Raw genomic sequence first — 12,986 nt, forward strand, 5'->3', positions numbered from 1 at the left:
TGGTGCATGACCACGCGGTGATCGCGGGGCCTGGGGAGCGGCGGCCCGCATCCTGGCAGGATGGCGTTGTGGCCAATCTCGGGCAGTGGGTTTCGGGTGCGCGGCCGCGGACGTTGCCCAACGCGGTGGCGCCGGTCGTCGCCGGCACCGGCGCCGCGGCCTGGCTGGGATCCGCGGTGTGGTGGAAGGCGCTGCTGGCGCTGGCCGTCGCGCTCGCGCTGACCGTGGGCGTCAACTACGCCAACGACTACTCCGACGGCATCCGCGGCACCGACGACGACCGGGCCGGCCCGGTGCGCCTGGTCGGCTCGCGGCTGGCGGCCCCGCGGGCGGTGCTGGGCGCCGCGCTCGCGAGCCTGACGATCGGGGCGCTCGCCGGGGTGGTGCTGGCGCTGTTCAGCGCGCCGTGGCTGATCGCGGTGGGCGCGGCCTGCATCGCCGGGGCGTGGCTGTACACCGGCGGCTCGAAACCCTACGGCTACGCCGGTTTTGGCGAGGTCGCGGTGTTCCTGTTCTTCGGGCTGGTCGCCGTGCTCGGCACCCAGTACACGCAGGCGTTGCGGGTGGACTGGGTGGGGCTGCTGCTGGCGGTGTCGGTCGGGGCGCTGTCGTCGTCGGTGCTGGTGGCCAACAACCTGCGCGACATCCCCACCGACGCGCGGTCGGGGAAGATCACCCTCGCGGTGCGGTTGGGCGACGCCCGCACCCGCGTCCTGTATCAGGCGCTGCTGGGCACCGCCGGTGTGCTGACCCTGGCCCTGATGGTGGCCACCCCGTGGTGTGCCGCCGGACTGGTGGCCACGCCGCTGGCCCTGCGCGCCATAGCCCCGGTGCGATCGGGACGCGGCGGCCCGGAGCTGATCCCGGTGCTGCGCGACACCGGGCTGGCGATGGTGGTGTGGGCGATCGCGGTGGCGGCGGCGCTGGCGATAGGTACCTAGAGTGCGAGCAGAGGCAAAGGCCCCCGAAAACGGCGCTGGTGGGGTACTTTTGCGTCTGCCCCGGGGATAGCGAAGGACCGCAATGAAGCAGATTTCCGCGACCAGCGGGCCCACCAACATCGGCTTGCTCAGCGTCGGGTCATACCGCCCCGCACGCGTGGTGACCAACGACGAGCTCTGCGAAAACATCGACTCCTCCGACGAGTGGATCTATTCGCGCACCGGGATCAAGACGCGCCGGTTCGCCGCACGCGACGAATCCGCCGCCTCGATGGCGACCGAGGCCGGGCGCGAGGCGATCGCCAAGGCCTCCCTCGAGGCCTCCGACATCGACTGCGTCATCGTGGCCACCAGCACCCACCTCCTGCAGACCCCCGCGTGCGCGCCCGCGGTCGCGGCGGCGCTGGGCGCCACCGGCGTGCCCGCCTTCGACATCTCGGCGGGCTGCGCCGGTTTCGGGTACGCGCTGGGCGTCGCGGCCGACATGATCCGCGGCGGGACCGCCGCCAGGGTGCTGGTCCTGGGCTCGGAGAAGCTGTCCCCCACGATCGACATGCAAGACCGCAGCAACTGCTTCATCTTCGCCGACGGCGCGGCCGGCGTGGTGGTGGGCGAGACGCCCACGCAGGGCATCGGGCCGACCGTCTGGGGTAGTGACGGCAACCAGGCCAGCGCCATCCGCCAGGACATCGACTGGCTCGACTACCTGGAGAATCCCACCGGCCCGCGCCCCTTCCTGCGGCTCGAGGGCAGCGCGGTCTTCCGCTGGGCGGCTTTCGAGATGGGCAAGGTCGGCCAGCAGGCCATGGACGCGGCGGGGATCCGGCCCGACGAGATCGACGTCTTCGTGCCGCACCAGGCCAACAGCCGAATCAACGAGATTCTGGCCAAGAGCCTCGAGTTGCGGCCGGACGCGGTGATCGCCAACGACATCGAGCACACCGGCAACACCTCGGCGGCGTCCATCCCGTTGGCCATGGCCGAGGTGCTGGCGACCGGGGCGGCCAAGGCCGGCGACCTGGCCCTGCTGATCGGTTACGGCGCCGGCCTGAGCTATGCCGCCCAGGTCGTCCGGCTGCCCAACGGCTGAGCCCTCACCCGTCCTCGCGCGCCTCGTCGGGCGGGGCGTCCCCGTGCAGCCGGGCCTGCAGCAGCTCGCGCTCCCGTCGGCGCCGTTCGCCGGCGATCGCCAGCGCCGCGGTGGCGCGCCGGCGCAGCGGCCCGAACACCCAGATGCCCAGCGGCATCGCGATGATCAGCGCGAACAGCGCGGCCACCACGAGGGGGAACTGCGTGATGCCCGCCAACCGCGCGACGCCGTAGATCACGGCGGTGAGCACGACCGCCAGCAGCAACCGCGCCGCCATGTATGCCAAAACGGGGACGACGACGTGGTTTTCGGCGCTCTCGCCGCCCGCGCCGTTTCCCGGGCCCCCGATGGTGTTGTCGCTACCTTCGTGTGACACAGCCAAAGCCTACGGCGCGGGTATATTCGCCCGAAGGAGGTGTTGTGTGGTCTACCTGCTGCTCGTCGTGATTTTGGGAACGCTGATCTACGTCGGCTGGCGTGCCGCGCGATCCCAGGTCCACCGACCGAAGACGCGCGTCATCGGACCCGACGACGATCCGGATTTCCTGCGGCGGCTGGGCCACGGCGATAACAACCCGCGCTAGCTAGCTGGATAGCGACCGCCGCTAGCCCAGGACTCCCGGGTTGCGCTGGTCGCCGGGGAATCCGTCGGCGACGATGGCGGCCAGCTCGGTGAGCGCTTCGCGGGTGGGCCGCCGCAGCCGCTCCAGGTCGATCTCGGCGCCCTCTTCCAGGTGCGGGTCGAACGGCACCAGCTGGACCGCGCGGCAGCGCCGGGAGAAGTGCTCGATCACCTTGTTCATGTCGACCTTGCCGGGGCGCGGGCGCACCCCGTTGATGACCGCGATCGAATTGCGGACCAGGTCTTCGTGGCCGTGGGCGTCCAACCAGTCCAGCGTGGCCGACGCGCTGCGCGCGCCGTCGATGGAGGCCGAACTGACCACGACCAGGGCGTCGGCCCTGTCGAGCACCGACTTCATCACCGAGTGCAGCAGGCCGGGTCCGCAGTCGGTGAGCACCAGGCCGTAGAACCGCTCCAGGATGTCCAGGATCCGCCCGTAGTCCTCGGCGCTGAAGGCCTCCGAGATCGCGGGGTCGGTCTCCGAGGCGAGCACCTCCAGGCCGCTGGGACCCTTCGAGGTGTAGCGGCGCACGTCGCTGTAGCGCTCGATGGTTCCGGCGTCGTGCAGCAGCTGACGCACGGTCGCGGCGGTCTCCAGCGGGATCTTCTGGCTCAGCGTGCCGCGGTCGGGGTTGGCGTCCACGGCCACCACGCGGTCGCCCCGAATGGATGCGAAGGTGGCGCCCAGCGTCGCCGCGATCGTCGTCTTGCCGACACCACCCTTCAGCGACAGGAACGCCACCCGGTACGAGCCGCGCAACGGCCGGTTCACCTGGGCGACCAGGTTGTTGTAGCGGCTGGCGCGGGGACTTTCGCCCAGGTTGATCAGCCCGCCGGACATCTTGTACAGCAGCAGCCGCCACCCGTCGGACGGCGGCGGCTGGACCGGCCGCAGCAACATGCCGGTGGACAGCTCCGGATACGGCGTGTGCGGGAGGTGCTCGGGGCGCTGCGGCGCCCCCTGCATCTGGGTGGGCGGGGCGTCCGGCCCGGCGTAATAGGCGCCGTAGGCGGTCGGGTCGACGCGCGGGATGCCGGTGACCGGGGTGGAGTCCCACGGCGGCATGGCGCCGGGCCGCGGCGCGGTGGGCGGGGCCGCCTGCTGGTGTTCGGGGGTGGGGACGCGGCGCTCGGTGCGGAATCCGGCGAAGGCGCGAGTCGGGGCGTCCCCGCCCGACTCCGGTTGCGGTTCGCCCGCGTCCTGCTGGGCGGGCGCCGATGACGTCTGTGGGGGAATTTGCGTGGTCGGTTGTTCGGGCGCCCCCACGCCCGCCGTTGGATGCTCGGACACTGCATTCCCCCTTGTTGTGCGCTTGTCGTGCGCTATTCCGTTGTGTGCGTTATTCGGGGCGGTTGTTCGCTCTCACCCGACGCCCGCATACGAATGCAGGCCGACAGTCACCAGATTAACGAAGAACAAATTGAAGACCATCGCCACAAAGCCCGCGACGTTGATCCACGCGGCTTTGCGGTCCCGCCATCCGGCGGTCGACCTGGCGTGCAGGTAGGCGGCGTATATCACCCACGCGACGAAGGACACGGTCTCTTTGGGGTCCCAGCCCCAATACCTGCCCCAGGCCTCTTCGGCCCAGATGGCCCCGAAGATGACCCCGAACCCGAAGACCGGAAACGCGAAGATCGTCGTGCGGTAGGCGATGCGGTCCAGGGTTTCCGCGTCCGGGAAGCGCCGCACCAGCCGGGCCGCGGCGCTGTCGGTATCGGGGTCCCCCAGCCGCGAGGTGCGCAGCAGGAACAGGATGCTGGCGATCCCGGCGACCAGGAACACCCCGGATCCCAGGCTGACGACGGACACGTGGATGGGCAGCCAGTAGGACTGCAACGCGGGCATCACGGGCGCGGCGTTGGTGTAGAGCCAGCGTCCCGACACCGTGAGCAGGATCAGCACCGGCAGCAGCAGAAAGACCCACAGGGGACGGTATTGGGGGCGGCGCAGCACGACGGCCCCGGCGATCAACCCGCACAGGCAGGTCAGGTTGATGAATTCGTACATGTTGCCCCACGGCACCCGCACCGTGGCCAGGCCGCGCAGCACCAGGCAGGCGAACAGCAGGCCGATGCCCAGGTACACCACGGACAACCCGGCCCGCCCGACGCGCTCGTCGAGCGGGCGCTGGGCCGGCTGTTCGACCACGCCGGGGGTGGCGGAGTCGGCGCTCACCGCGCCGGCCAGCACCCGGGCGCGCTGGTCCGCGCGGCGCCCGCCGGCGTACGCCAGCTGGAAGGCCAGCAGCAGCAGCGCGATGACCAGCGCGACGACGGCCGACGTGAACGCCCAGTCGGAGTAGCGCGCCAGCTCGACGTTGACGTGCAGCGTGTTCATGTGACGTCCACCTGAGAACTCCTTTGGGACGCGGGGGGCGTCTCGGCGCGGCCGGCCCCGCCCAATCCGTCCAGCAACCGCTCGGTCAATCGCTCGAACTCGTCGCCCCACCCGGAGTTGTCGGTGCGCGCCAGCCCGCCCAGCTCGACGTTCACCGTACCGGGTGCCCCGCCGGCGTCGGGCGTCAGACGGACCCACACGCGGCGGCGGCGCACCAGCAGCGACACCACCAGACCACCCATCATCGTGATCGCGAAGACGAGCACCCAGGTCTGGCCGGGGTCGTGGGAGACCTGGAGGTTGACGAACGGCACGGCGCCGACGAAGCGGATCACGGTGCCGGCCGCCGGCCCCTGGTCGATCCGGACCGCCTGGCCCGCGCGCAGGTTGACCCGCTTCTCCTTGGTCAGCCGGCCCTGCTCGATCAGCCGGGGATCGAGGGTGAACAGCGACTGGGGCCGCCCGGTGTCCAGGCCGGTGTCGCCGCGGTAGATGTCGACGGCCACCGCGGGGGCGTTCAGGGCCGGGAACCGCGACGACAGCAGCGTGCCGTCCAGCTGCTCGGTCGGCGCGAGCAGGCCCTGGATCGCGATCTGGTGCGCGCGGCGCTCCGCCGGGGTGGGATAGGTGCCGGCTGGCGGGTCGATGCGGGCCACGCCCGAGGAGAGCAGGGTCTGCGGATTGTCGGGTCGCCACTGCACCGTCGACGTGCGGACCTGCCCGTCCGGGAACGTGACGCTGAAGGTGGGCGCGTAGCCGTGCCCCTGCAGGTACACCCGGTCACCGCCGAGCCGCAGCGGGTGGTTGACCTCGAGCCGGTAATGGCGCCAGGTGTTGGCGGTCAGGTCCTCGCCGGACTGGTAGGCGATGTTCGCCGCGAACGAGGTGGCCTGCCCGGACGGCAGGTAGTGCGCCGCGAAGTCGTCGACCCGGATGCACAGCGGGTGCAACGAGGTGCCGTCGACGGTGTTGCCGGCCCGGAACGAGTCGAACGCGGCCGGCGACGCGGAACAGAAGCCGGGGCCGCCGTCGGCGATGACGATCACGTTGCCCTCGTAGCCGAACAGCTTGCCGACGGCCACCGCGACCAGCAGGCCCAGCAGCGAGAAGTGGAAGACGATGTTGCCGAATTCGCGGAGGTAGCCCTTTTCGGCGGATACCTCCACGACGTCGGAAGCCGCGCCGTCTTCGTGGCGGATGGCGGTGCGCCAGCCGCGCAGCCGGTCGGTGATCGCGTTGGCCAGGGTGTTGAGCTCCTCGGCGCCGGCCCGGATCTGGTGGCTGGCGTGCTTGGGCAGCCGGGCCAGGTTGCGCGGGGCGGCGACCGGGGTGGACCGCAGGCTGCGGACGTGCTCGATCATCCGTGGGGTGAGGCAGCCGACCAGGGACACGAACAGCAGCACGTAGATGGCGGTGAACCAGAAGCTGGAGAACACGTTGAACGCCTGCAGCCGGTCCAGCCAGGGCCCGATCACCGGGTGGGCCTTGAGGTAGTCGTCGACCTTGCCGGCGTTGAGGTTGCGCTGCGGCAGCAGGGCGCCGGGGATGGCGCCGAGCGCGAGCAGGAACAGCAGCACCAGCGCGGTGCCCATCGAGGTCAGCGCGCGCCACGTGTTGCGCCCCCACGCGAGGAGTTGCCTCAAATCGGGAGCCTCACGTCGGACACGAACGCGTCGCGCAGCCAGGAGACGAAGTCGTTCCACACCCCGGTGACCAGCAGGGCGCCGACGGTGATGAGCAGCACGCCGCCGAACACCTGGATGGCCCGGGTGTGCCGGCGCAGCCAGCCCAGGCCCGCCACCGCGCCCGCCGAGCCGAATGCCAACAGCACGAACGGGATCCCCAGCCCCAGGCAGTACGCGATCACCAGCACGATGCCGCGCGCCACGCTGGCGCCGTCGGTGGCCGAGGCGACGGTGATCACGCCGGCCAGCGTCGGCCCCAGGCACGGCGTCCAGCCCAGCGCGAACACCGCGCCCAGCACCGGCGCCCCGGCGACCGTCGTCAGTTGCCGCGGGCTGAACCGCGCCTGGCGCTGCAGGGCCGGGATGAGCCCGACGAACACCAGGCCCATCACGATGGTCAGCACGCCGCCGGCCCGCTGCAGCAACAGCTGGTTGGTGATCAGCGTGGTCGTCATGCCCAGGACGGCGACGGTGCCCAGGATGAACACCGCGGTGAATCCGGCGACGAACAGCGCCGCCGATCCCGCGACCCGCCAGCGCGCGCCCGGCGGGGCTTTCACGGCGCCGGGGGGCGGTTGTTCGTCCACGCCGACGACGGCGGCCAGGTACGACAGGTAGCCGGGCACCAGTGGCACCACGCAGGGCGAGGCGAACGACACCAGCCCGGCCAACAGGCACGCGCCGAGCGCCACCAAAAGCGGTCCGGCGGCGGCGATCTGGGTGAAACCGGTCACTCGTGGGCCAATCGTTGCACCACCGGCTGCAGGTCGCCCGCCAGCATCTCGCGCAGGAAGACCGCCGCGACGCGGTGCTGACGGTCCAGGACCAGCGTGGAGGGGATCACGGTGGTGGGGTACTTGCCGCCGAACGCGATCAGCGTGCGCATGGCCGGGTCGTAGATCGACGGGAACGTGACGTGGCGGTCGTTGACGAAGTCCAGTGCCGCCTGCCGGTTGTTGTCGCGGACGTCGATGCCGAGAAACGACACCCCGGCGCCGCGGGTGGCGTCATACACCTGCTGCAGCTGGGTGACCTCGGCGCGGCACGGCCCGCACCACTGCCCCCAGATGTTGATGACCACCACCCGGCCGGCGAAGATCGGATCGTCCAGCGACAGCGTGTGCGCGGGGTCGGCCAGGTCGGGGCCCGCCAGGGGGCCGGGGCGGCCACGGCTGGACGGCGGGTCGTAGGAGATGTCGGTCTTGCCGCCGGGCGAGACGAACTCGAAGGTGCCGCCCTGGGCGACCGCGTCGTGGCCCGAGGAACAGCCGGCGAGCAAGCCGGAAACCAGGGTCGCCAGCGCGGCCCCGGTCATCGCCAGCCCTCGTATGTTCAAGGGGCCGCCGGCTCGGAGTACTCGACGCCGGCCAGTCGGTCGCCGTCGTAGACCAGGGTGGTCACCGACGCGAGGCCGCATTGCCGCCGCCGCGGGTCGTGCCACAGCCGCTGACCGGTCAGGTGCAGGCGCAGCGTCCACACCGGCAGTTGGTGGCTGACGCACACCACCTCGTGGCCGGCGCCGCGGGCGCGGGCCTTGTCCACCGCCGTCTCCATCCGGGCCGCGATCTCGGTGTAGGGCTCCCCCCACGACGGCCGGAACGGGTTGCGCAGCTGCCACCACACCCGGGGGTCGCGCCAGGCGCCGTCGCCGGGGCTGACGCGCCGGCCCTGGAAGAAGTTGGCGGATTCGATGAGGTCCGGGTCGGTGTCGATGGGGAGGCCGTGCTTGGCGGCGATGGGCGCGGCGGTTTCCTGGGCGCGTTGCAGGGGCGAGGCGATCACCGCGACGATGTCGCGGTGATCGAGGGCGTCGGCCACCGCGGCCGCCTGCGCCCGGCCCGCCTCGGACAGGTGAAACCCGGGCAGCCGCCCGTAGAGGACGCCGCTCGGGTTGTACACCTCGCCGTGCCGCACGACGTGCACCCGGGTCTGCTCGGCCATCAGGACTTCCCCTCCTCGGCTTCGGCGGCGGCCCGCGCGGCGCCCGGCAGCGCCTCGGCGATGCGGTCGAAGGCGTCGTCGTCGAGCGCGGTCGAGACGAACCACGCCTCGAAGGCGCTACAGGGCGGGTAGATGCCCGCGTCCAGCAGCGCGTGAAAGAACGGTGGATAACGCCAGGTCTGGCTGGCGCGCGCGGAGCCGAAGTCCGTGATCGGAGTGTCGGAGAAGAACACGCTGAGCATGTTGCCGGCCCGCGGAATCTGGTGCGCCACACCGGCATTCGTCAACGCGTCGGAAAAGAGCCCGGCCAGGCGGTCGGCGTTGGCGTCCAGGGTCGTGTAGGCGGCGGCATCGGCGTTGCGCAGTGTCGCCAGCCCGGCGGCCATCGCGACCGGGTTTCCCGACAGCGTGCCGGCCTGATACACCGGGCCCAGCGGCGCCAGCCGCTCCATCACCTCGGCCCGCCCCCCGAAGGCGGCGGCCGGCAACCCGCCGCTCATCACCTTGCCGAAGGTGAACAGGTCGGCGTCGACGGGATCGATTCCGTACCAACCGCTTCGGCTGACACGGAAGCCCGTCATCACCTCGTCGATGATCAGCAGCGCGCCGTGTTCGGCGGTGATGGTCCGCAGTGCCGCGTTGTAGCCGGGCGCGGGGGGAACCACCCCCATGTTGCCGGGACTGGCTTCGGTGATCACCGCGGCGATCTGGTCGCCGAACCGGGCGAAGGTCTCGCGCACGGCCTCGATGTCGTTGTAGGGCAACACGATGGTGTCGGCCGCCGTCGCCCCGGTGACGCCCGGTGAGGACGGCAGACCCAGCGTCGCCACCCCGGAGCCCGCGTCGGCGAGCAGCGCGTCGACATGGCCGTGGTAGCAGCCGGAGAACTTGATGACCTTGGCCCGGCCGGTGAAGCCGCGGGCCAGCCGCACCGCGCTCATGGTGGCCTCGGTGCCGGAGTTGACCAGGCGGACCCGGTCGACCGGTGCCACCCGCCCGATCATCTCGGCGGCCAGCTCGCTCTCCGCAGGCGTGGGCGCCCCGAACGACAGGCCCGAGGCGGCGGCCTTCGCGACGGCGTCGACCACGGCGGGGTGGGCGTGGCCCAGGATCATCGGGCCCCACGAGCAGACCAGGTCCACGTAGCGGTTGCCGTCGGCGTCGGTCAGCCAGCAGCCGCGCGCCTGCGTGATGAACGGCGGCGTCCCGCCGACCGCGGTGAATGCTCGAACGGGAGAGTTCACGCCGCCCGGAATGACGGCGCAGGCGTCCTCGAACAGCCGCGCCGAGGCCGCCGTGGCCCGAGGGGCTCCGGTGGCGTGCGCGGTCGCCCGATCACTGCTTCCCATGACGACTAGTGTCCCAGCCTTCGCGGCCCGTCCAACTACAGGGTGTAGCAGGGCAGGCCGGTCGGCCGGTCAGGCCCCTTGCCGTTCGGCTTCCTGCGCCTTTTGATAGTCGTGGCGCGCGGCGTCGCGTTCCTTTTCCGCCGCGCGCTGGTGCGCGGCGACATCGCCGAGGCGCTGGGCGACCGCGCGCTCATGGACTTCGGCGGCCCGCTCGTGCGCGACGGCGGCGTCGTAGTGGCGCTGCACTCCGCGGCGGTGAGCCTCCTCGTCGCGCTCGTGGGACGCCTCGGCGCGCTCGGCGGCGCGGCGCGCGTCGTCCACGGTGACGGCCTTGCCCGCGGCGAGTTCCTCCCCCCGGCGCACCAGCTCCTCCGCGCGCCGGGCGGCCTCGTTACCTGCCGCCTGCCCCATGAGACGACATTAGACCCGTGGCCCCACAAAGATCGGGTTGTCCTGGCCGGGGACCTGCGAGTTGGATGGGAGGATGCAACTCCCCCAAGGACTTGCCCGGTTCAACCGTCACGTCACCAACCCGATCCAGCGGATGTGGGCCGGTTGGCTCCCGTCCTTCGGGATCCTGGAGCACGTGGGGCGGCGCTCGGGCAAGCCGTACCGCACACCAGTGAACGTGTTTCGCACCGAGGTCGACGGCAAACCCGGGGTGGCGATCCTGCTGACGTATGGCCCCGACCGGGATTGGCTGAAGAACCTGACCGCGGCGGGCGGCGGGCGCCTACGCACCCGGGGCAAAACCGTGGGTGTCGCCGATCCGCGCGTGGTCTCCAAGGCCGAGGCGGCGGCGCACGTGTCCCGCGGCGTGCGACGGGTTTTCGCCAGGCTGCCGTTCGAGCAGGCGGTATTGCTCACCCTGACGTCCTGAACGCGCGGGTGATGCGGATCGCGGCGATCGTCGAGCGGGCGGTCGGCCTCGAGGGCGGTCGACGCGGCGGGCCCGCCAACGCGGTGGTCAACTTCTCCGGTCACACCGTCTCGTTGGTCGCGGTGATCACCGACGTGATCCGGGGCGGGCGGCCCGTGGCGGGTGTGGCGTTCAACTCGATCGGGCGGTTTGCGCAGAGCGGGATCCTGCGCGACCGGATGATCCCGCGGGTGTTGGCCGCCTCCCCCGATGGGCTGCTGGATGCGTCCGGGTTCCTCGATCCGGCCGCGGTCGTGGCGTGCGCGCTGGCCGACGAGAAACCCGGCGGTCATGGGGACCGGGCGGCCGCGGCGGGAGCGCTGGAACTGGCGTGCTGGGACCTCAACGCCAAGCTGCGCGACGAGCCCGCGTGCGTGACGATCGCCCGCCACGCCGGGCGGGATCCCGCGCCGGCGGTGCCGGTGTATGCCGCCGGCGGCTACTACTACGCCGAGGGCGGCGTCGAGAGGCTGCGCCGCGAAATGCGCGGGTACCTCGACCTCGGCTATGACGCGGTCAAGATGAAGATCGGCGGCGCCGCGCTGGGCGAGGACCTGACGCGGATCGAGGCCGTCGTCGACGCCGTCGGCGACGCGGGACGGGTCGCGGTCGACGCGAACGGCCGCTTCGACCGCGCACAGGCCACCCGCTGGGCGGACGCGCTGGCCCCCTACGGCCTGCGCTGGTACGAGGAGCCGGGTGATCCCCTCGATTACGCGCTGCACCGCGCGGTGACGGACCGCTACGACGGCGCGGTGGCCACCGGCGAAAATCTGTTCTCGGTGCCGGACGTCACAAACCTGGTTCGCTACGGGGGCATGCGGCCGAATCGTGATGTCTTCCAAATGGATCCGGGGCTGAGCTACGGGCTGGGCGAGTACATGCGGATGCTCGACGTCCTGGAGGCTCATGGTTTCGATCGCCGGTTCGCGTTTCCGCACGGCGGGCACCTGATCAACCTGCACGTCGCCGCCGGGCTCGGCCTGGGCGGGTGTGAGGCTTACCCGGGAGTGTTCGCGCCGTTCGGCGGCTATTCCGACGCCTGCGTGGTCTCGGGCGGCCGGATCGCGCCGACGGACGCAGCCGGGTTCGGCCTCGAGGAGAAGGCCGGCCTGGCCGAACTGATCGCGGAGCTGACCGGAGGGTGCGGATGAAGATCGCGGTAATCGGTTGCGGGGCAATGGGTTCCATTTACGCCGCCCGACTGGCGACCGCTGGTAACGACGTGCTGGCCATCGACCGCCACCAGCCCAGCATCGAACGGATCAGCCGCGACGGCCTGCGGGTCACCGGCCCGGGCTACGACCGGGTGGTGCCGCTGCGGGCCAGCACCACCGCGCCGGACGAGCCGATGGATCTGATCGTGCTGGCGGTCAAGGCGGCCGACGTGACAGTCGGTGCGCGCCAAGCCCTTCCGATGCTGGGGCCGGCCACACCGGTGCTGACCATCCAGAACGGTTTGGGATCGGCGGAGACGGTCGCCGGCATCGTCGGCGCCGAGCGCGTCGCCGTCGGCATCGCCAGCGGGTTCGGGGCGTCGCGGGTGGCCCCCGGCCATGTGCATCACAACGCCATGCGGGCGATGCGCTTCGGCGCCCACTCGTCGCTGCCGCACGCGACGGTCGAAACGATCGCGCGGGCCTGGACCGACGCCGGATTCGACGCCGCCGCGGTCACCGACATCGCCGCCATGCAGTGGGAGAAGCTCATCTGCAACGCCGCCTACAGCGCGCCGTGCGCGCTGACCGGCATGACCGTCGGCCAGGTGATGGACGACCCGGAGATGGCTCCGGTCAGCCGGGCCGCCGCCACCGAGGCGTGGACCGTCGCCCGCGCGTCCGGCATCGCGGTGGCCGTCACCGACCCCGTCGCCCACGTACGCGCCTTCGGCGCGCAGATGCCCGACGCCAAACCGTCGGCGCTGCTGGACCACGAGGCCCGCCGCGTCAGCGAGATCGAGGTCATCAACGGCGCGGTGCCGCGCCAGGGCGCACGGGTCGGCGTCGCGGCGCCGGTGAACGCGACGCTGACCGCCTTGATCAAGGCGATCGAACGGCAGTGGGGCTGACCGGGCTCTGCTAGAACGGGCCAGGACGGG

The 12,986-nt window shown here is 71.6% G+C and carries 15 protein-coding genes; 6 read left to right on the plus strand and 9 right to left on the minus strand.

Annotation, left to right across the window (positions count from 1 at the left end; genetic code table 11):
• The first annotated feature begins 68 nt into the window (after positions 1–68).
• Entirely contained in the window at positions 69–941 is an 873-nt protein-coding gene (locus tag OCU_RS46750) for a 1,4-dihydroxy-2-naphthoate polyprenyltransferase (RefSeq protein ID WP_009952549.1), read from the plus strand.
• A gap of 82 nt (positions 942–1,023) precedes the next feature.
• Positions 1,024–2,031 (plus strand): beta-ketoacyl-ACP synthase III, encoded by a 1,008-nt coding sequence (locus tag OCU_RS46755; protein WP_009952548.1) that lies wholly within the window; start codon positions 1,024–1,026, stop codon positions 2,029–2,031.
• 4 nt (positions 2,032–2,035) lie between these two features.
• On the opposite strand, the gene OCU_RS46760 is transcribed toward OCU_RS46755, so the two are convergent.
• Positions 2,036–2,407, minus strand: a complete 372-nt coding sequence (locus tag OCU_RS46760) for a DUF4229 domain-containing protein (RefSeq protein WP_009952547.1) — start codon at positions 2,405–2,407, stop codon at positions 2,036–2,038.
• A gap of 46 nt (positions 2,408–2,453) precedes the next feature.
• Between OCU_RS46760 and OCU_RS50915 the strand changes: the two genes are divergently transcribed.
• A complete protein-coding gene (locus OCU_RS50915) occupies positions 2,454–2,615 on the plus strand; it encodes a hypothetical protein (RefSeq protein WP_008261085.1) in 162 nt (53 codons plus the stop codon).
• 21 nt (positions 2,616–2,636) lie between these two features.
• Here OCU_RS50915 and OCU_RS46765 read toward each other — a convergent pair whose 3' ends face one another.
• From OCU_RS46765 to OCU_RS46800, 8 genes are all read right to left on the minus strand, one after another.
• Positions 2,637–3,944 carry a MinD/ParA family ATP-binding protein gene (locus OCU_RS46765; protein WP_008261087.1) on the minus strand — a complete coding sequence of 436 codons (1,308 nt, stop codon included), beginning with the start codon at positions 3,942–3,944 and terminating at the stop codon, positions 2,637–2,639.
• A gap of 72 nt (positions 3,945–4,016) precedes the next feature.
• A complete protein-coding gene (gene ccsB, locus OCU_RS46770) occupies positions 4,017–4,994 on the minus strand; it encodes a c-type cytochrome biogenesis protein CcsB (protein ID WP_014381204.1) in 978 nt (325 codons plus the stop codon).
• On the minus strand, positions 4,991–6,586 hold the full coding sequence (gene resB / locus OCU_RS46775; RefSeq protein WP_008261091.1) for a cytochrome c biogenesis protein ResB: 1,596 nt from the start codon (positions 6,584–6,586) through the stop codon (positions 4,991–4,993). The genes ccsB and resB overlap by 4 nt, the downstream gene beginning before the upstream one ends.
• A gap of 47 nt (positions 6,587–6,633) precedes the next feature.
• Positions 6,634–7,413 (minus strand): cytochrome c biogenesis CcdA family protein, encoded by a 780-nt coding sequence (locus tag OCU_RS46780; protein ID WP_008261093.1) that lies wholly within the window; start codon positions 7,411–7,413, stop codon positions 6,634–6,636.
• The gene (locus OCU_RS46785; protein WP_009952542.1) at positions 7,410–7,994 is read right to left on the minus strand and encodes a TlpA disulfide reductase family protein; all 585 of its coding nucleotides are present in this window, start codon (positions 7,992–7,994) and stop codon (positions 7,410–7,412) included. The genes OCU_RS46780 and OCU_RS46785 overlap by 4 nt, the downstream gene beginning before the upstream one ends.
• 17 nt (positions 7,995–8,011) lie before the next feature.
• Positions 8,012–8,620 carry a histidine phosphatase family protein gene (locus OCU_RS46790; RefSeq protein WP_009952541.1) on the minus strand — a complete coding sequence of 203 codons (609 nt, stop codon included), beginning with the start codon at positions 8,618–8,620 and terminating at the stop codon, positions 8,012–8,014.
• Positions 8,620–9,969, minus strand: a complete 1,350-nt coding sequence (gene hemL, locus OCU_RS46795) for a glutamate-1-semialdehyde 2,1-aminomutase (RefSeq protein ID WP_009952540.1) — start codon at positions 9,967–9,969, stop codon at positions 8,620–8,622. The genes OCU_RS46790 and hemL overlap by 1 nt, the downstream gene beginning before the upstream one ends.
• 69 nt (positions 9,970–10,038) lie before the next feature.
• Positions 10,039–10,380, minus strand: coding sequence for a hypothetical protein (locus tag OCU_RS46800; protein WP_008261101.1), 342 nt, complete (start codon positions 10,378–10,380; stop codon positions 10,039–10,041).
• A 73-nt stretch (positions 10,381–10,453) separates the two neighbouring features.
• On the opposite strand from OCU_RS46800, the gene OCU_RS46805 reads away from it, so the two are divergent.
• Genes OCU_RS46805 through OCU_RS46815 form a run of 3 tightly spaced genes read left to right on the plus strand, consistent with a single transcriptional unit; the run spans position 10,454 to position 12,956 of the window.
• Positions 10,454–10,849, plus strand: a complete 396-nt coding sequence (locus OCU_RS46805) for a nitroreductase family deazaflavin-dependent oxidoreductase (RefSeq protein WP_008261103.1) — start codon at positions 10,454–10,456, stop codon at positions 10,847–10,849.
• 11 nt (positions 10,850–10,860) lie between these two features.
• Positions 10,861–12,042: an enolase C-terminal domain-like protein gene (locus OCU_RS46810; protein ID WP_036389729.1), complete on the plus strand. Its 1,182-nt coding sequence runs from the start codon at positions 10,861–10,863 to the stop codon at positions 12,040–12,042.
• Positions 12,039–12,956, plus strand: a complete 918-nt coding sequence (locus OCU_RS46815; RefSeq protein WP_014381206.1) for a ketopantoate reductase family protein — start codon at positions 12,039–12,041, stop codon at positions 12,954–12,956. Before OCU_RS46810 ends, OCU_RS46815 begins: the two co-directional genes overlap by 4 nt.
• Positions 12,957–12,986 lie beyond the last annotated feature (30 nt).

Source organism: Mycobacterium intracellulare ATCC 13950 (genome assembly GCF_000277125.1).
GTDB lineage: Bacteria > Actinomycetota > Actinomycetes > Mycobacteriales > Mycobacteriaceae > Mycobacterium > Mycobacterium intracellulare.